General features: G+C 58.4%; 14 protein-coding genes. 7 read left to right on the plus strand and 7 right to left on the minus strand.

Annotated features, from left to right (window positions below):
- Positions 1–4: 4 nt before the first annotated feature.
- From CAG44_RS08400 to CAG44_RS08410, 3 genes are all read right to left on the minus strand, one after another.
- Positions 5–838 carry a glycine betaine/L-proline ABC transporter ATP-binding protein gene (locus tag CAG44_RS08400; RefSeq protein ID WP_081742278.1) on the minus strand — a complete coding sequence of 278 codons (834 nt, stop codon included), beginning with the start codon at positions 836–838 and terminating at the stop codon, positions 5–7.
- Positions 835–1,686, minus strand: a complete 852-nt coding sequence (locus CAG44_RS08405) for a proline/glycine betaine ABC transporter permease (RefSeq protein WP_015270115.1) — start codon at positions 1,684–1,686, stop codon at positions 835–837. The genes CAG44_RS08400 and CAG44_RS08405 overlap by 4 nt, the downstream gene beginning before the upstream one ends.
- Positions 1,687–1,761: 75 nt before the next feature.
- Positions 1,762–2,730: an ABC transporter substrate-binding protein gene (locus CAG44_RS08410; protein WP_085691901.1), complete on the minus strand. Its 969-nt coding sequence runs from the start codon at positions 2,728–2,730 to the stop codon at positions 1,762–1,764.
- Between the two features lie 199 nt (positions 2,731–2,929).
- On the opposite strand from CAG44_RS08410, the gene CAG44_RS08415 reads away from it, so the two are divergent.
- On the plus strand, positions 2,930–3,844 hold the full coding sequence (locus CAG44_RS08415; protein ID WP_054572910.1) for a LysR family transcriptional regulator: 915 nt from the start codon (positions 2,930–2,932) through the stop codon (positions 3,842–3,844).
- Between the two features lie 22 nt (positions 3,845–3,866).
- On the opposite strand, the gene CAG44_RS08420 is transcribed toward CAG44_RS08415, so the two are convergent.
- Positions 3,867–6,419 (minus strand): EAL domain-containing protein, encoded by a 2,553-nt coding sequence (locus CAG44_RS08420; RefSeq protein WP_085691902.1) that lies wholly within the window; start codon positions 6,417–6,419, stop codon positions 3,867–3,869.
- A 784-nt stretch (positions 6,420–7,203) separates the two neighbouring features.
- Entirely contained in the window at positions 7,204–7,440 is a 237-nt protein-coding gene (locus CAG44_RS08435) for a hypothetical protein (RefSeq protein WP_015270586.1), read from the minus strand.
- Positions 7,441–8,291: 851 nt separating this feature from the next.
- Here CAG44_RS08435 and CAG44_RS08440 point away from each other — a divergent pair.
- The 6 genes from CAG44_RS08440 to CAG44_RS08465 all read left to right on the plus strand — a co-directional run bounded on the left by CAG44_RS08440 (position 8,292) and on the right by CAG44_RS08465 (position 17,284).
- Complete coding sequence (locus tag CAG44_RS08440) at positions 8,292–10,166, plus strand: ATP-binding protein (protein ID WP_256575239.1); 1,875 nt, start codon at positions 8,292–8,294, stop codon at positions 10,164–10,166.
- A 272-nt stretch (positions 10,167–10,438) separates the two neighbouring features.
- Positions 10,439–12,079 carry an ATP-dependent endonuclease gene (locus CAG44_RS08445; protein WP_371916860.1) on the plus strand — a complete coding sequence of 547 codons (1,641 nt, stop codon included), beginning with the start codon at positions 10,439–10,441 and terminating at the stop codon, positions 12,077–12,079.
- Positions 12,080–12,505: 426 nt separating this feature from the next.
- Complete coding sequence (locus CAG44_RS08450) at positions 12,506–14,011, plus strand: PLP-dependent aminotransferase family protein (protein WP_085691906.1); 1,506 nt, start codon at positions 12,506–12,508, stop codon at positions 14,009–14,011.
- A 112-nt stretch (positions 14,012–14,123) separates the two neighbouring features.
- Complete coding sequence (locus CAG44_RS08455) at positions 14,124–15,194, plus strand: sugar phosphate isomerase/epimerase (protein ID WP_085691907.1); 1,071 nt, start codon at positions 14,124–14,126, stop codon at positions 15,192–15,194.
- A 33-nt stretch (positions 15,195–15,227) separates the two neighbouring features.
- The gene (locus CAG44_RS08460; RefSeq protein WP_085691908.1) at positions 15,228–16,493 is read left to right on the plus strand and encodes an MFS transporter; all 1,266 of its coding nucleotides are present in this window, start codon (positions 15,228–15,230) and stop codon (positions 16,491–16,493) included.
- A 299-nt stretch (positions 16,494–16,792) separates the two neighbouring features.
- Complete coding sequence (locus tag CAG44_RS08465) at positions 16,793–17,284, plus strand: GNAT family N-acetyltransferase (RefSeq protein ID WP_085691909.1); 492 nt, start codon at positions 16,793–16,795, stop codon at positions 17,282–17,284.
- Positions 17,285–17,352: 68 nt separating this feature from the next.
- Here the strand turns inward: CAG44_RS08465 and CAG44_RS08470 are convergent, their stop codons facing one another.
- Both CAG44_RS08470 and CAG44_RS08475 read right to left on the minus strand, forming a co-directional pair.
- Positions 17,353–18,309, minus strand: a complete 957-nt coding sequence (locus tag CAG44_RS08470; protein WP_075045444.1) for an aliphatic sulfonate ABC transporter substrate-binding protein — start codon at positions 18,307–18,309, stop codon at positions 17,353–17,355.
- 16 nt (positions 18,310–18,325) lie between these two features.
- On the minus strand, positions 18,326–19,291 hold the full coding sequence (locus CAG44_RS08475; protein WP_085691910.1) for an ABC transporter substrate-binding protein: 966 nt from the start codon (positions 19,289–19,291) through the stop codon (positions 18,326–18,328).
- Positions 19,292–19,448 lie beyond the last annotated feature (157 nt).

Genomic DNA, 19,448 nt, shown 5'->3' on the forward strand with positions numbered 1-19,448 from the left:
TTCCTTAAAGCGAAGCTACGCGACGCTGCACGAAACGATCGACGTATTCGTCCGCAGGCTGGTAGAGGATTTCTTTCGGTGTGCCGACCTGGACCAGGCGACCGTCCTTGAGAATGGCAATCCGGTTGCCGATACGCACTGCCTCGTCCAGGTCGTGCGTTATGAAGACGATGGTCTTGTGCAGGGTCTTCTGCAGCTCCAGCAACTGGTCCTGCATTTCGGCGCGAATCAGCGGGTCGAGCGCACTGAAGGCTTCGTCCATCAGGATGATGTCGGTGTCGGCAGCCAGGGCGCGGGCCAGGCCGACGCGCTGACGCATGCCACCCGACAACTGGTGCGGGTACGACTTTTCGTAACCCTTGAGACCCACGGTGTTGATCCAGTGCAGGGCACGCTCTGTGCACATGGCCTTGCTCTCGCCACGGACTTTCAGGCCGTAGGCGACGTTGTCCAGCACGGTGCGGTGCGGCAACAGGCCGAAGCTCTGGAACACCATGCTGATCTTGTGCCGGCGGAATTCGCGCAGGGCCTCCATGTCGTACTGCAGAATGTCTTCGCCATCGACCAGGATCTGGCCGCTGGTCGGGTCGATCAAGCGGTTGAAGTGGCGCACCAGGGTCGACTTGCCCGAGCCCGACAGCCCCATGATCACGAAGATCTCGCCGCTGCCGATGGACAACGAGAGATCGTTGACCCCGACCACGCAACCGGTTTCGGCCAGGACCTGATCCTTGGCTTTTTGCTGGCGGATCAGTTTCAGGGCATCTTCGGCGCGAGCACCGAATATCTTGAAGACATTCTTGACTTCGATCTTGTTCATTGTCTGTTTGGCGCTCATTTGCCCACCCCATGCCGTGGTCGGCCATAGGCCTGGGTAATGCGGTCGATCACGACCGCCAGAATCACGATGGCCAGGCCCGCTTCGAGGCCGCGGCCCACATTCAGGGTCTGGATGCCGACCAAAACGTCTTCACCCAGGCCACGGGCACCGATCATCGAGGCGATGACCACCATCGACAGGGCCATCATGGTGGTCTGGTTGATACCGGCCATGATGCTCGGCAACGCCAGTGGCAGCTGCACGCCGAACAGTTGTTGCATGCGATTGGCACCGAAAGCGTTGATCGCCTCCATGACCTCGCCATCCACCTGGCGAATGCCCAGGTCGGTCAGGCGAATCAACGGCGGCGCGGCATAGATGACGGTGGCGAAGATCGCCGGCACCTTGCCCAGGCCGAACAGCATCAGCACCGGTATCAGGTACACGAAGCTAGGCATGGTCTGCATGATGTCGAGCAGCGGCATCAACACCGCCCGCAGGCGATCGTTGCGCGCCGACAGCACGCCCAGCGGAATGCCGACCAAGACCGATATCAGCGTTGCGACCAGCATCAGCGCCAGGGTCTGCATCAGCTTGTCCCAGAGGCCGACCGCGCCGACCAGGAACAGCAAGCCGACGATCACGGCAGTGGTCACGACTTTGCGGGTGGCGTGCCAGGCGATACCGGCGACGATGGCCAGCATCAGCCACCAGGGCACTGCGCGCAGCAGGCCTTCGAGGTTGACGATGGCCCACAGCAGGGTGTCGGAGATGTGCCGGAACACGTCACCGTAGTTGGTTACGAGCGCATCGACCCAGCCATTGACCCAGTCGGCAATGGAAAACGTGAAGTTCTTGGGAAACATGGAATTCTCTCGAGCAAGTGCATGAAACGGACTGTCGCGTGCCTTGTCCGGCAGGAGCCGGACGAGCCCACACGCTCAGAGTGCCGCGTCCACCTTTTTGGCTGCGTCTTCGCTGACCCAGCTGTGCCAGACCTCGGGGTGCTCCTTGAGGAACAACTTGGCCAGTTCCGGCGACTCGATGCGATCTTTGCTCATGCGCGCCAGGTTCTGGTTCAGCAGGTCGATCGGCAGATTGACCTTTTCCAGCACCGCCACCAGTTCCGGCGCCTGCTCGTGGAAGGCCTTCGACAGGCCCACTTTGATGGTCAGGGATTTATCCACGCCTGGCTTCTCGTCCAGCTTGACCAGGTCGACCAGGCCCATCAGCGGCGTCGGCGACCAGTAGTAGAACAGGATCGGCTCGCCACGCTTGTAGCTCGACAGCACGGCAGCCTCCAGTGCCGGGCCGGTGCCCGGGCGGAAGTTGGTGTAGCTGCTTTCCAGGCCGTAGTGCTTGAGCATCTCGCTGTTGTCCAGCTCGCAGGTCCAGCCGGCCGGGCAATTGTAGAAGCGCCCCTTGTCCGGCTCTTCCGGGTCCTTGAATACCTGGGCGTATTGCCCAAGATCGGCGATGGTCTTGAGGTTCGGTGCCTTGGCTTCGAGTTTGCGCTTGGGGTCGCCTTCGATCACGTAACGCGGCACATACCAGCCTTCGACTGCGCCAACGACCGGCGCGCCGACGCCAACGACCTTGCCGGCAGCGGCAGCCTTGTTCCAGACCTCGCTGCGCCCTACCCACTCTTCGGCAAACACCTGAATGTCGTTGCTGCTCAGGGCGTTTTCCATGGAGATGGAGTTGCCCGGCAGGCTGTCGGTTTCACAGCCATAACCATTTTTCAGCACGAACTGCATCACGTCCGTGAGCAGCATCCCGCTTTCCCAGTTCAATCCGGCGAATTTCACCGGTTTGCCAGACTCGCACCAGCCGGCCGCCTGGCTGGCACCAGCGGCCGCCAGCAGCCCGAAAGATAGTGTCGTGGTCAGCAGAGCCTTTGTAATTTTCATTGTGACGCTCCCAAACAAGAACATGGATTGCAGTAGTCGAGGGCATCCGGCCCAAAGAGGGTCGCCAAACTGGCTGATCAGCCTTGCAATCGGCATCGGCGTGGCACCTGTGATCGGTGGCCACTGCACAGAGGAAATATTTCACAACCTCAAAAAAGGATAAAATAATATGTCCTGATGTATCACAACGGAAAAACCTATGAAGTTCACACTGCGACAACTGCGCTACGCGCTCGCAGCGGCCAAGCACGGGAACCTGACGACTGCCGCCATGGAGCTTCATGTTTCGCAGCCCTCCATTTCGGCGGCCATCAGCGAATTGGAAGAGGTGCTGGGCCAATCGATTTTCGTGCGCCAACGTGGCCTCGGCATATCGCTGACCCCGTTCGGGCGTACCGTCATGGTCCAGGCCCGGCGCGTTCTGAGCGAGGCTCGGACCTTTGCCGAGATCAATGCCAATGCGGGAGAGTGTGTCGGAGAGTTGGTGGTCGGGTGTTTTGAAGACCTGGCGCCCTATTGCCTGCCACAGATCGTGCGCCGGATGCAGGAGTCCTGCCCGAGGGTCACGGTCGATATGCGCGAAGGCAGCTTCGATTACGTGGGCAAGCGGCTGAGTGAGGGCGCGATAGAGCTGGCGATCACCTACGATCTGGGTCTGCCGCCGAACACTCAATGCACCCAGCTGTGCCAGCTGACCGCTCAGGTACTGCTGGCTGCCGATCACCCGTTGGCCAAAGAGTCGCGCGTCAGCCTCAAAGCGCTATCCGAATACACCCTGGTAGTCACCGATCAGGTCCACAGCTGGCAGCATGTGCTGGACCTGTTCAGCTTCTACGATCTTTCGCCCGCCGCTGTGCACCGCGTGCGCACCTTCGAGATGCAGCGTAGCCTGGTCGCCAACGGGTTTGGCGTGGCGCTGATCTACACCCGACCATTTGGTGACCGCAGCTATGATGGCCAAGCGCTGGTGTGTCGGCCGACCGAGGAGAAATTGCCAACGCACAGCATCGTGCTGGCGCATGATCAGCGCTATCCGCTGACGCCTTCGGCTGAGGCGTTCAAGGACCTGGCGGTGGCATGGTTCGCGGAACGGCCGTCGTTTGCATCCGAATGAAACTACCCTCCTCTGCGAGGCGTCATTGCGCTAACGACACCTGGTCTTTCATCATCCCCATCAGTGCCTCGTTTTCCAGCGGTTTGCTGAGCAGGAAGCCTTGTACTTCATGGCATTGGTCATCGCTGAGCAAGGCCAGTTGCTCGGCGGTCTCGACACCTTCGGCAGTCACCGTCATGCCCATTGCATTGCCAAGGTTGATGATGGCCTGGACCACGCTACGGTCGCTGCCGCTCTTGCCCAGGTGCTGCACGAAGCGCTTGTCGATCTTGATGCTGTCGAACGGGTAGGTACGCAGGTAGCCCAGCGAGGAGTAACCGGTCCCGAAGTCGTCCATGTTCAGGCGCACGCCCAGCTCCTTCAGTGCAAGCATGGTGTGCAGTGCGCCTTCAACATCGTTGAGCATGACGTTCTCGGTAATTTCCAGCTCCAGGCGGTGGGCTGGCAGCCCGGTGGCGCGCAACGCGTTGCCGACGTCGCGGACCACATCGCTGCGGCTGAACTGGGCCGGCGACATGTTGACCGAGACCATCACCGCCTGCGGCCAGCCCCGCGCCTTGATACAGGCTTCCTGCAACACCCAGTTGCCAAGCAGCACGATCAGGTCGGACTCTTCGGCAAGCGGGATGAAACGATCCGGGCGGAGCAAGCCCAGGCGCGGGTGTTGCCAGCGCACCAGGGCTTCGGCCGATGCGATCGAGACCCCATCGACCTTGAAGCGCGGCTGAAAATGCAGCACCAGCTCGCCACGCGGTATGCCCTCGCGCAGCTCGCTTTCCAGCACACGCTTCTCCATCAATGCTGCGTTCATCTGTGCCGAAAAGAAGCGCCAGGTGTTCTTGCCCGCCTGCTTGGCGCTGTAAAGGGCCACGTCGGCGTGCCGGATCAGGTCGCTCGGCGTACCGGGGTACTCGGCCGACAGCACTACACCCAGGCTTACCCCCACTTGCACGACATGCCCTTCGACCTGAATGGGGCGTTTGATCGCCTCGATCACGCGCATGCAGAATCGGTCCATGTCCTGGTGATCGCCTGGCCGGGTCAGCACGACGATGAACTCATCGCCTCCCAGACGGGCGACCAGATCACTGTCGCGGGTAACTTGACCGAGGCGGCTCGCTACCTCGAGCAGCACCGCGTCGCCGGCCGGATGCCCAAGGCTGTCGTTGATTGGCTTGAAGTTGTCCAGATCGAGCATCAGCAGCGCCACCTTGGGTAGCTCAGCGCCAGGGGCTGATTGTTCGAGGAAACGGAACAGCTTGTTGCGATTCGGCAGGCCGGTCAGGGCGTCGTGCAAGGAGAGGTGCTGAATCTGGGCATGGGCGGCGACTTCGTCGGTGATGTCGCTGCACGTGCCACGAAAGCCGGTACACACGCCCTCGGCCACGATCGCGCGAGATGCGATCCTGCAGATACGCTGCTGGCCTAGATGGTCCTGGTACTGGCAGCGCAGCGTGCCGGAAGAGCCTGTCGCGGCCAGGCTGTGCAGCGAGGTCCGGAGGTTGCTGGTATCACACGACAGCAACTCGGTAATCGGGCGCTGTCTCCAGGCTTCGACGGGGTGCCCGGTGAGTTCGGTGAACCGGTCCGAAAGGTAGGTCAGGCGAAGGAGCACATCCGTTTCCCAGATCCAGTCCGAGGCAGCTTCGGCCACTGCCTTGAAGCGCTCTTCACTTGATTGCAGGGCAACCCTGGAAGTCACCAGAGCACGGTGGCTGCGATCGATCCTGCTGCTGGCGCGGATCGCATAGCGTGCAAACAATGCCATGCTCAGTGCGATGAATAGAACGGCGATAGCCAAGGGCGCGATTACCGTGTGGATCAGTTCGGTGCCGGGCTGCGGTATATCCCATGTCAAGGTGTGGCCGCTGCCTTCGAGTGGCAGGGCACCGCGCCCTTGGCGCTGATCGGCCGAATCGCCCACGGCCAGGCCGGACAGCCCCGCCGCCTGGCCCAGCGGCAAGAGCACCTGTGGCGATAGAACCCGAATAAACACCAACATCGCAGTTGGTCCCGGCGGGCGGGCCGGCTGGGTCTGCGGGCGGATCAGTGCAGCGACATACACCGCCGGCTGGCCACGAAAGACCAGATAGCCTGAAGACGCCTGATCGTGCTGCGCTGCTTGCCGAGCCTCCAGCAGGATCTTGCCGGCACTGACGGTATGCTGCTCCAGGCCCTGCTGGCTGAGCTTACCGTCCAGTATTGCGTACCGCGTACCGTCGTCATCGAGCACATATACGCCTTCGTATCCATCGGAGGTATAAAGCGTGGCGCCGACGTTGTCCTCGTCGTATGCCCAATGTGCGTCGACCTGCCCGCCCAAATGATCATAGGCGGCCTGCCAGTTGGCATGGGTCAGCAGGAACGTCCTGTCGTTCTTCTGCAGCTGGGCCATGGCGGATTGAGCATAGAAGCGGCTTTGCTCCACTTCTCGAGCATCCAGCGCCCCGGCGAGGCGGTAGAGGGAGAACAGCCCCAGCAACAAGGCCAACAGCAGAATCAGGGAAAACGCCACGATCAGTTGCCCGACCACATCACTGCGGGTCGACATTTCATTGTCAGCAAAGACGTCCATTGGTTCACCATCGCGGCCTAGGGTCTCCCGGTTGACCGGGCAGCAGCTTTGGAGGTCGATGGAGCTGACGATCGGTGGTTGGGCGAAAGGCAACCTACAGCCTGATCCGGGGCTATGGTCAGTTCAGCGCGGGGGGGCTGCCAGCGATGAACGACCGCCAGGTTGGATAACCGTTCTGGTGCGTACCGCGGATAACGACCCATAGCTGTCGCTTTGCCCAACAGCGATCATTGTGGGAGCGGGTTTACCCGCGAACACCGGCACAGCCGGTGCCATCCACCGCGTCGTCTGCTTCGCGGGCGCGCCCGCTCCCACAGGTACTGCGCGGGCTTCGAGTTGACGCTGAACCTGTGGGAGCGGGCATGCCCGCGAACACCGGCAAAGCCGGTGCCATCCACCGCGTCGTCTGCTTCGCGGGCGCGCCCGCTCAAACAGATACTGCGCGGGCTTCGAGTTGACGCTGAAACTGTGGGAGCGGGCATGCCCGCGAACACCGGCAAAGCCGGTGCCATCCACCGCGTCGTCTGCTTCGCGGGCGCGCCCGCTCCCACAGATACTGCGCGGGCTTCGAGTTGACGCTGAACCTGTGGGAGCGGGCATGCCCGCGAACACCGGCAAAGCCGGTGCCATCCACCGCGTCGTCTGCTCCGCGGGCGCGCCCGCTCCCACAGGTACTGCGCTGGCTTCGAGTTGGCGCTGTACCTGTGGGAGCGGGTTCACCCGCGAAGAGGCCCTCGAGGTCAATCACGGCTGCCGCTTGAGTCCAACAAAGCCCAAACGCTCGTCAGACACCCGGTACCGTCTTCCGCCCAACCAGTTGCTGTCTCTCCACCCCATCCAGCAACGCCTCCACCACCGCCTTGGCCGAATCCAGCCCATGGTCATTGCTCAACAACAGATCACGACAGGTTCCCTTGGCCAGCTCCAGTGCCTTGAGATTGGTCGCAAACGCGCCTTTGAGCAGCGTGGACAGATGCACCAGCGCATCTTCGTAGTCCACCCCAGAACGCACGGCAAACAACGGTGGATGGCTGCATTCGCACGTGGAGAAACTGGAGGACGCCGTGGTGGCGCGTACGGGAGGATCGGGTAAGCCTTTTGTCATTGTGTCGCTCCTTGATTCACTGGAGCCGCCACACAACGTGACCAAACGAATGGGTGGCGACTGTACGCGGGTTGGTCAACCGGGAATCAAGGAAACCGGCGCGCACGGAGGCGCCCCACGCACAGCCGCCATAAAACGAAACAGCGGGCACAAAAAAGCGCCAACTGTATCGCAGAGCGGGCGCTTGTGCGCCTTGATGATTGCGGGTGACCAAACCCGGCCGCTGGACTTACAGCAGCGGGCAAAGACTACCGGTGTCAGGGAAGCGTTTCAAGCGAAGGGAATGTGCAGTAACACTTCCGTTGGCGCCTCTCACTCATCACCTGCTGGCCAATCAGCAGTGATCATCATGTTGTGTCGCCTGCACCGGCCATTTCGCGGGTAAACCCGCTCCCACAGGGACGGCGTCGCGCTTACGAAACCAGTTATCCTTTAGCGTCCGCTTTGGGCCAAAAGCGATCGACCGCGAATAGCGTCTATCGACCCATAGCTGTCATTCTCTGAGGACAACTATTGGCCGATTGCTGCCTCTCACTACAGGCAGCACCCGGCCAAAAGCATCCTCTGATTTCTACACGTCCGAAATACTGCCGTGCTGGCCGTTTTTATCGTCTGCGGATCCATGCCCTTCGCCCATGCATGGGTTTCTTATCTGGACCAGCATACGCGGCGTTGACTGGGTACGCCCTTGTGTAGAAGCGCGCTACCTCCCTCAAATGCCACTCGCTCATTCCCGTTGCTCTACCTAGCGCTCCGAGGCATCATCGATGCGCAGCCAGTCCAGCAATCGAGACATGCTCAAGGGGAGCGCCAGAATGCGCTTGGAAGCAATCAGCGTCGTTAACTTCCGCTGCTACAGGGAAGAAGTACGGGTCGAATTCGATGATTTGACGACATTCGTAGGGCGGAATGACATCGGTAAATCGACCATCTTGGAAGCCTTGGAAATATTTTTCAACGGGGACCTTGTGTTCATGGAACAAGGTGACGCACACGTTCACAACCCCGACAAAACCGTCTCAATCACATGTGAGTTTTCGGAGCTTCCATCCACGTTGACGTTGGACGCAGGCGCTGAGACCTCCTTGGCGAGCGAATACCTGTTGGCTCAAGATGGGCGATTGAAGATCCGAAAAACTTTCGATTGCAAAAGTAAAAAGCCATCCGCAGAAGTTCTGGTGATCGCGAACCATCCCAGCGCAGCTTCGTGCAGCAATTTGCTAGAACTCAAAGAGAAAGAACTTCAGAAAATCGTCAAAGATCAAGGAATCGAAGTCGCTCTGAAGGGAAATCCCGGCATGAGACGCGCCATCTGGAACGCCACCGACGATCTTATGCTCCAAGAAACAGCTATTCCCGTTAGCAAGCCCAAAGAAGACGTGAAGCGAATCTGGGAGCAGATCGAGCCACATCTGCCTATGTTCGCTCTATTCCAAAGTGATAGAAGCAGTCGCGACTCCGACAACGAGGTTCAGAGTCCAATGAAAGCGGCTGTCGCTGCTGCTATTGCCGAGGTCCAGGAAGATATCGCGCGCATACAAGCAAAAGTGCGCGAGAAGGCGGAGGAAATTGCCAAGAATACGCATGCCGCACTGGCCACCATCGATCCGAATCTTGCCAGTGAGCTGACTCCCGAATTTACCCCACCCACCCCCGCAAAATGGCAGAGCTTGTTTTCTCTCGGCTTGAACACCGATGACGGTATTCCCTTGAATAAACGAGGTAGCGGTGTACGGCGCCTAGTGTTGGTGAGCTTTTTCAAAGCTGAGGCAGAGCGTCGTCTCAAGACTAGTACCAAGCGCAGCATCATTTACGCTGTTGAGGAGCCTGAGACAGCGCAACATCCGAACAACCAACGCATCCTTATCGATTCATTCAAAACGCTGTCGGAGGATTCTGGCTGCCAAGTACTTCTAACCACGCACAGTCCCGGATTCGCCTCGGCGCTCCCCCAGGAAAGCATCCGATACGTCTCACGCCATGCTGAGACTAAGAGGCCGTTGATCCAATCAGGTGTCGATGCATTCGGCCAAGTCGCGGAAGCTCTTGGCGTGACCCCTGACAGCCGAGTCCAGGTGTTAATCTGCGTCGAAGGCCCCACCGACGTCTTAGCCTTGAAAGCTTTGTCCAGTGCGCTATATCAAGCCGATGCAACACTGCCAAACCTGATGTCTGATGAACGCGTCGCTTTCGTTGTCCTTGGCGGGGGCACATTGGAGCACTGGGTTAATCAGCATTACCTCCGGGGTCTCAACAAGCGTGAAGTGCATATTTATGACGGGGATGTGCCTGACTATGCCGAATCTGCTAAGAAGGTGAACGAACGGCAAAACGGCTCATGGGCAGTAGTTACCAGTAAACACGAGATTGAAAGCTACCTGCACAAAGACGCTATCTCGCTCGCGTTTGGATTCGAGGTCGAGGTCACCGATCACCCTGTGGAGGGCAAATCCACACCCAAGGTTTTTGGTGAGGCTTTCGTCGCTCATTCGGGTAATGGCAAGCCTCTAAAAGATTCCAATGCAAAAAGGAAGCTTGCTCAACAGGCCTTCCCTCGCATGACTGCGGCGATGCTAGATGAGCGAGATCCAGTCGGAGAAGTTCGGGGCTGGTTTCGACGCTTGGGTGAGATGCTGACATAGCGGCCAGCTCAGTAATGAGGCGGCCTGCGTAATTGCATTGACTTGACAATCCATTTGCATTCGACTTGATCAGTTGCTTGCATCGGATTTGACCAGAGCCCGACTTCGCCTTGAACGGCAGAAATCGACCCAAAGCTGCCCTTCACCACTGACAGCTTACGGCCGAGAGCAGTCGTTCATTGAGCGACAGTATACTGATAGATGTTTCCAGTCTGTCACTTTAACCTCAAATATAGGCTAGGTAGAACTTGACTATTCATACTAGTTTTTGGGTGCGGAATTATAGAGGCTTTAAACAGGACGGAGCTGGCTTTTTGACGATCAAGCCAGTAAATGTGATAGTTGGCAAAAATAATATAGGCAAGTCAAGTCTTATTGCCGCCGTGGATCATATGTTTAGGGAGCGCGGAGTCGAAAATGAAATAGGGAAAAACATCGAATTTGGAGAAATATTAACCGAGACCGAATTACGGCCACATTTTAGTAGCAGTACAACGGGGGGCGACTTACCTAATAACCACTGGCGGGGACATGGCCAGAATTTTATAGGTAAACGTGTTATATGGAAGGAGTCGGGAAGAGATGTAGAAGTCCTCATGATTGAGGGGTACGATGCAAGTTTGTTACCCGGTGAAATTTCGCGGATTAGCCGCGCTGTAGCAACCAGTAAACATAGAAATTATCGACATGTTCCGCTTGATGCGGATAGGGACCTTGTTAAGGAACAATATGCACGTGAGTTTACACTGAAAAGCAATGGCGAGGGAGCCACAAATATTATTCAGAGCTATATAAATAGCTCGCATCTTGATAGAGACTTGATTCAGGTCAGATTACTTACGGCGCTAAATGTAATTTTTACGCCTGATGCTGTATTTTCAGAGATAGTCGTTCAGCATCATTCCGATAGTAATACGTGGGAGATTTATCTTGGCGAGGAAGGGAAGGGTCTTGTTCCGCTTTCAGCATCAGGCAGCGGGCTGAAGACTATTATATTAACATTACTTAATCTCTTGGTGCGCCCGGATTTTGAGAAAAAAGACATCGCAAGTTATATCTTCTCATTTGAAGAGCTGGAAAATAATTTGCATCCTTCGTTGCAAAGGAATTTGTTTTCATTTTTACTGGATTATGCGCAGTCAAAAAATTGTCATATTTTTTTGACAACGCACTCGCAGGTCGCAATTGACCTTTTCCATGGTGAAAATGATGCGCAAATTCTCCATGTGAAAAAGCAGAATGGCGAGGTTCTTGGCCTGATTTTGGATGACCTAAATCGCGGCTATTCCGTTCTAGACGATCTAGGTGCCAAAGCCAGTGACATACTCCAGGCAAATGGCATCATCTGGGTAGAAGGGCCATCAGATAGAATCTATTTGAATAAGTTTATTGAATTGTGGGGTGAGGGGACTTACAAGGAGGGTCATCATTATCAATTTATTTACTATGGCGGTAGCGTGCTAGCTCACATAGACGCTAGTACTCCAGAAGCGGATTTGCAGGAAGCGGTTAGCGCTGTAAAAATAAATAGAAATTTTATATTTGCGTGCGATAGCGATAGAAGTAGTAAAAATGGAAAATTGAAGAACAGAGTAACAGAGCTTCTTTCAAGCGTTGCTAGTGATCGTGGGTATGTATGGGTTACCCGTTGTCGAGAAATTGAAAATTATATTCCAAGGGAATGTTTTGAATCGGTTTATGAAAAGTCTGACTTGCCTGAAATCGGCGAGTATGAGTACATTCAGGACTATCTAAAAAATAACAATCTTTCCCGGGCTGCCGAATTCACTGATAAACATCATAAGGCGGTAAAGTTCAGTGAGGCCTTCTCCAAGGAGAATTTATCATTTAGACCGGAGCTATCTACAGAAATGACGGCAATAATTAATCGCTTAATGATCTGGAATAGTTGAATTAATTCCTGATGCTCGATCATATTGACCGCTATGGAGAATCAGCCCAGTCCCTCTGGGCTTCGTTAGAAAGCGATCATCAGCCAATCGAGCAAGCAGAGAATAGTCACTGAATGCTTTGCCAATGCAGCTAGGAGTTGTAGGGAAAAGGACTTGGGGGCGCCCTGTGTACTCGATACCCGTGACTGAAACTCCCTAGTTTCATAAAAGAGATGCAGTGACCGCTTTTGGCCGATTGCCGACCTCGGCGAAGGACCGCTATGGGTCGAAAGCGGACATTCGCCAGTGTCTGCTTTCGACCCAAAACGGACGCTGCGCCAGACATCAAAGCCGGACGGATGACTTATCGGGTATCGCTCGCTACCCTGAAAGCCCCGTCGCCTGACGGTTTCCAGGTCAAGTCCCATTTCACCAGACGAGCATGTCATGAAATCCCCCACAGGTTTGCTGCTGTCGGCTATCGAACTGGACCGTGCCAGTGCCATACCCCTGTACCGCCAGCTGTATCTGCAGATTCGCAAACAGATACTCAACGGCAGAATTCAGGAGGGCGTGCGCCTGCCGTCGACCCGGACCTTGAGCATCGAGTTGGGGCTGTCGCGGATCACCATCCTCAATGCTTTCGATCAGTTGATTGCCGAAGGTTTCCTGGCCTCGCGCACGGGTGCAGGTACGTATGTCGGTACTGAGTGGGAAAGCCGGCGTATCGAGGACGAGCAACCGCGCCAGCCACCGCGCCTGTCCGAACTGAGCCAGTCGATGCTGTCGCTGCGTAGCGATCATTTTCGCGGGGTGTCCTATGCCGACTGGGATCCCGCGACGCCGACCTCCTTCCTGCCCAGTCACAGCACCTATGAAGAATTTCCACAAGCCATCTGGCGGCGCCTGATGAACCGTCATTTGCTCAAGCCGACCAAGGCGATTCTGGGTTATGGCGAGTTGCAAGGCTTGCAGGCGTTTCGCACAGCGATTGCCGAATACGTCTTCGATGCGCGAGGTATCGACTGCAATGCCGAGCAAGTGGTGATCGTTTCCGGCGCGCAGCAAGCGTTCAACCTGCTGGGCATGCTGCTGCTCAATCCGCAGGACAGTGTCTGGATGGAAGACCCTGGGCACATCGCCGCGCGAATTGCGTTGCAAGCCCAGGGGGCCAAGATCATTCCGTTGCGTATTGACGAACAGGGGATCGATGTCCAGCAAGGCCTTGCCGAGTGCCCTGATGCGCGCCTGGTATTTTGTACGCCTTCGCGTCAGCATCCTTTGGGTGTCACCCTGAGTTATGTGCGGCGCCAGGCACTCATCGACTGGGCTGCGCAGCATCAGAGCTGGATCATCGAGGACGATTGCGACAGCGAGTTTCGCTACAGTGGTCGACTTCTCCCGGCACTGTATGCCTTGGACCAGATGGCCCGGGTGATCTACGTCGGCACGTTCAGCAAAGTGCTCTTTCCGTCACTGCGACTGGGTTACGTGATTCTGCCGCAGGCTCTGGTCGAGCCCTTCTGCACCCTGCGCGCGGTCATGGATCGCAGCCCGCCCACGCTGCTTCAGGCCACAACGGCGGACTTCATGAGCGAAGGCCACTTCCTGGGGCACATCCGCCGCATGCGTGCACTGTACAAGGCGCGCCAGCAGGCATTGATCGAACAACTTGAACAGCAGATCGGCAGCTTTTTCAGGATCACTCCAACGGATGCCGGCATGCACCTGATCGCCTGGCTGCCCCCCGAACTCAGTGACACTGACATCGCCCGGCAACTGGCCCGACACAACATTCACACCTATGCCTTGAGCGACTACCGCATCAAGCATGACCTGCCGCCTGCGCTTTTGATCGGCTTTGCCGGTACGCCTGAAAAGCAGGCCCGGGAGCGTGTCGAGGAGCTGGCCCAGGCCTTGCGCACGCTGGGTTACCTTCCGCCAGCCACTTGATGCGAGGCAAGTGGTCTTATCAATTAGTTGATAATGGATCTATCGAGAGTTCCTGACTGGCGCGATAAAGGCTGCGCCGGTAGACCCGGAGTCTGAACCAGGAACGACTCTAATGAACAACAAGATCCAGGAACGATTCAACGCCTTGCTGAGCCACAAGGTGGTCGAACAGGTAGCTGCTCCAGTGCTGACCGAAGCACTGGCCAAGCGGTTGCTTGAGCGTCTCGGGCAATTGCGCCTGTTTGCCCACGCCTATCCGCTACTGACCAACCTCACCCACGGTCGTGTCACCCCCGCCGACCTGCTGGACTTCGCCTATCGCCACGAGCTGCAAGGCCTGAGCCTGCACTTGCTCGACGGCGAGGAAAACAGCCTGAGCCAGATGTCGCCAGAGCAGCTCCAGGCGTTTGCCAGCAAGGCCAAGGCGCTGGGGCTGGATGTGCACCTGGAAATCAGCAGCACGCTGAAAAAGGATGTCGACCAGGTGATCGCCATCGCCAAGGCCCTGGGGGTGCGCAACATCCGTGTCTATTCACGCTACGAGGGCACGCTGTCGCGGGTGATGGACGTGATCGAGACCGACCTGCATTACCTCGCGCAACAGGCCGACGCCAACGATCTTTACTTTGACTTCGAGCAGCATGAAGAACTCAAGAGCAGCGAAATCGCGCAGTTGCTCAACCGTCTCAACCACCCTCGCCTGCATGCCCTGTTCGACTTCGGCAACATGATCAATGCCTGCGAACAGCCCCTGCAGGCCCTTCACAACCTGGCGCCGCACATCCGCCAGGCTCACCTGAAGGGCGTACGCATCGTCCCCGAACAAAACGGCTTCGGCCATTACGGCGTATTGCAAGGCAGCGACGAAGACGACCTGCCCAGCGCCCGCATGCTGTTCGAACTATTGATGCTGGGTGAAGCAACCCCACAGGTGATCGCGTTCATTCTCGAGCAGGAAAATCACTACGTGGCCCCGGCCTTCCGCCAGAGCCTTGAAGCGGCCGATCCATTCATTGCTTACCGGGAGATGAGCGAAACGCCGCTCCCGAAAGGCTATTCGCTCGAGCGCATGCTGGCCGACGAACACCGCTGGGCGAACAATCAGGTGGCCTATGTCCGACGCTTGCTGGGCGAACTGCGCACCTTGGCTGAACTGACCCTGGCCACCCCTTCCAACGCCTGAACCTGACGACCCGATTACGCCCGGAGAACAATAATGACAACTCAAAACAAGGCCAAATGGCTCAGACTCCTGATTCTCATCCTCGGTGGCGGCACCATTTACAAGTTGGCGAACCTCAAGGACGCCTTCTATGTCCCCATGCAGGAATTCATGGGCCTGAGCCACACTGAAATCGGCGTGCTGTTGAGTGCCAACGCGATCATCGCGACTGCACTGTTTGTGGTTGGCGGCCTGCTCGCCGATCGCTACGACACGCGCAAACTGATCCCCCTCGGCCTGATCGGGACCGGAACTCTTGGGTTGTACCTGGCAACCTTTCCGCCCTTCAGCAGCTTGCTGATCGTGTTCAGTCTGTTGGCCGTCTGTGCCGACTGCCTGTTCTGGCCATCGCTGCTCAAAGCCATCCGTAATCTGGGGGACGATCAGGAGCAAGGCCGGTTGTTCGGCCTGCTGGAAGGCGGGCGTGGCGTGGTTGATACGCTGGTGGCCTTTTCCGCACTGGGCGTGTTCGTCGCCATGGGCTCGGGGGAAACCGGCCTGAAGTCGGCGATCCTGTTCTACTCGGTCATCGACATTCTGGCCGGCACCCTGACCTGGCTCCTGCTCAAGGGCGGTAACGCGCAATCGGCCGCCAAGCCGAAAAACGGTCTGGCGAACCTGATGGAGGCGATCAAGGTACCCGGTATCTGGTTGGTCAGTCTAAACGTGTTCATGGTCTATATCGTCTACTGCGGCCTGACCTATTTCATTCCCTACCTCAAGGAAATGTACGGGTTGCCCGTGGCGTTGGTCGGCGCCTACGGCATCATCAACCAGTACTTCCTGAAAATCCTCGGCGGGCCTGCCGGTGGTTTCATTGCCGACAAGCAGTTCAAGAGCACCAGCCGTTACCTGAAGTGGGCATTCCTGGCGTTATTGCCGCTGATGGGCGTGATCATGCTGATTCCAAAAAGCCCGGGCTTCATCTATGCGGGAATGGCTGCCACCCTATCCTTCGCCCTGATTGTGTTCTCGATGCGCGGCGTGTTCTGGGCACCCATGGGCGAAGTCGGCATTCCCCAGCACATCACCGGCTCGGCCTTCGGCATCGGTTGCCTGATCGGCTATGCCCCCGGCATGTTTGCCTACGTCATCTATGGCGCGCTCCTCGACCACTTCCCTGGTCAACAGGGCTACAACTATGTGTTCACCTTGATGAGCATACTGGCCATTGTGGGCTTCATGGTGTCCAGCCTCCTCTATCAAGCGGTGCGCAAAAAATCCATGCCCACTGGCGGGGTCAATGCGGTACAAGCCTGATCATCGTTGCTCTCGAGGTTGTCGCTGTACCTGTAGGAGCGGCCTTGTGTCGCGAAAGGGCCGCATCGCGGCCCCAGGATTGATGCGCAACAGTTGAAATTGCCGGGGCCGCTGCGCGCCCCATCGCGACGCAAGGCCGCTCCTACATGGGCCCCGCTGATTCAATGAGTTATGTGCAGTTCCATGAGAGATGACAAAAGCTGAGTGGCTTGCCAAGGTCGATCGTCAGCCATTGCAAACAGGCCTGAAGGTGCCATAGGCTGCCTTTCCATGAATCGGCCACTGACACGGGATAAACGATGATCGACCTACAAGGATGTGGAGAGTTTTCAGGCTTGGAGTGCCGGCCTGTCGGGCCCGCTGACGCAGAAATGATCTGCTCGCATCGCCAGGAGATGTTTCTTGAAGCAGGTGGCGACCCTGAAAAACTGCAAGTCATGACTCAGCACTTTCGCCCATGGCTGGAAGAGCGACTCGGTGACGGTCGGTACTACGGTTTCAAGCTCATGGATGGCGACCAACCTGTCGCAGCCATTGGCTTGATGAGCATTGATTGGCCTCCCCATCCATCGCACCCGACCCTGGACAAGCGTGGGTACGTGCTGAATGTGTTCGTCCAGCCGGCCTACCGTCGCCGTGGCCTGGCTTCAGCCTTGATGCAGGCTGCTGACGCCGAGTTCGCTCGCCGAGGTATCACCTTCGCTGTCCTGCACGCCACCGAGACGGGTAAACCGGTCTATGAGCAAACCGGTTGGACTGGAACGTCGGAAATGGCCAAATCCATTAGTTGATAGTTACCGCTTTCGCCCGAAAGCGGACATTGAAAACAAGACAGAACAAACCAAACAGACAACCCACGCTAGTCTGCAACCGGCTGATACAAGCTCACCGCCTTGGCATCCACCGCCTTGGGCAACAGCCCCTCGCGGTAGAACGCATCGGCGATGCGCTGCTGCTCGGCCAGGTTCTCCGGCTTCACCGGCTGCACGTCGTAGCTGCGCCGCGCATTGGCCTGCTGCACCGTGGCACTGTCCAGGTTGCCCCATAGCGGCCCGAGGATGCGTGCTGCGGCCGCCGGGTTGGCCTTGGTCCAGACACCTGCCTCACGCAGGGCCTGGTACACCTGCTGCAGCACCTCGGGGTGGGCCTGGGCATAGTCGCTGCTGGCCAGATAGTAGCGCTGGTAGCTGGCCAGTTCGCTGCCGTCGGCCAGGATGCGGGCGTTCTGCTGGCGCTGGGCGCTGGCCACGTAAGGGTCCCAGGTCACCCAGGCATCGACCTTGTGGTTCTCGAAGGCGGCGCGGCCGTCGGCAGGGATCAGGTAGGCCGGGGTGATGTCCTTGAAGGTCAGCCCGGCCTTGGCCAGGGCCTGGATCAGCAGGTAGTGGCTGCCAGCGGCCTTGGTCACCGCCACGCGCTTGCCCTTGAGGTCGGCCAGGGTCCTGAGTGGCGAGTCCGCGGGCACCAGGATGGCCTGGGCCGTTGGCGAAGGCGTCTCCCGGGCGAAGTAGGTAAGCCTGGCGCCGGCAGCCTGGGTGAATACCGGTACGGTGTCGGCAACATCCGCCGACAGGTCGACATTGCCCAGGTTCAGCGCCTCCAGCAATGGCAAGCCGCTGGGGAACTCGTGCCAGCTGACGCGAATGCCCTCGGCCTGCAGGCGTTGTTCGAGGCTGCCGCGGGCCTTGAGCAGGGTCAGCAGGGTCGAGGATTTCTGGTAGCCGATGCGCAGGGTCTGTTCGGCGCTGGCGAGGCTCGGCAGCAAGGCGCTGGCCAGCAGCGCCAGGCCAAGCTGGCGCAGGGGTTTGAAGGACATGTAGAGGTCTCCGGAGTCAGGGTTGCGCGGCCAGCGTGGCGGCATCGGATAGGGTGAAGCCAGTGGCGAAGGTCGGTGCCACGTCGAGGCGTTCGCTCATCAGGCCGTGGGCGTGGTAGAAATCGGCGGTGTCCTGCTGTTGCGCCACGGTCTGCGGGTCGATCACCTGCCAGCGCAGCTGGCGGCGCTCGAACTGCAGGCGGGCGGCGTCCTCGGGGAAGCCGATGATCGCGGCCAGGGTTTTCGAGTAACTGTCCAGGTGCTGGTTGGCCCAGACCTGCGCCCCAGCCAGGCGGTTGAGGTAGTCCTGCAACGCCGCGCGCCGCGCAGGTTGATCCAGCGCCTTGTCGGTGGCGGCGAGGAAGCTGTTGCCGCTGGAAAGGCCGCGGCCGTTGACCAGCACCCGGCCCTGCCCGCTCAGCTCGGCCAGCGCGGTGTAGGGTTCCCAGGTCGACCAGGCGTCCACCGAGCCGTTGGCCAGGGCGATCTTGGCGTCCACCGGCCCGAGGAAGCGGAACTCCACATCCTTCTCGCTCAAGCCGACCTGGTCCAGTGCCTTGAGGGCCAGATGATGGCCGATCGACCCGCGACCGGTGGCGATGCGCTTGCCCTTGAGCTCGGCCGCGCTGTGCAGCTGCGCGTCAGGACGCACCAGCAGCGCCGTGCCATAGGGGTCGGACTTGTCCACGGCAATGGCCTTGACCGGTGCCCCCGAAGCCAGCACGAATAGTAGTGGTGCATCGCCGATGATGCCGGCATCGATCGCCCCGGCATTGAGCGCCTCGGCCAGCGGCGCGGCAGCGGGGAACTCGGCCCAGTGGATGTCGTACGGCAGGTCGCGCAAGGCGCCTGCGGCTTCCAGCTGGGCGCGCATGTTGCCCTTCTGGTCGCCGATGCGCAGGGTCAGGCGCTCGGCGGCGCCGGCCTGGCTGGCCAGCAGCAGGGCCGCGGCCAGGGTCAGCAGCTTCGATCGGATGGACATGGCGTTCCTCGGTGTCTGGGCGGGCAGCATCATGCGGCCCGTGCCAGGCGACTCTAACGAGATCCGTCAAATAAATTAAATTGATTTTAGGAATATCCTAATATGCGTTTTCATCTATCAAAACAGAACCAATGGCATTACCCGCCAGGCAGATTAT

The organism is Pseudomonas sp. B13(2017) (genome assembly GCF_002113245.1).
Classification (GTDB): Bacteria; Pseudomonadota; Gammaproteobacteria; order Pseudomonadales; family Pseudomonadaceae; genus Aquipseudomonas; species Aquipseudomonas putida_Z.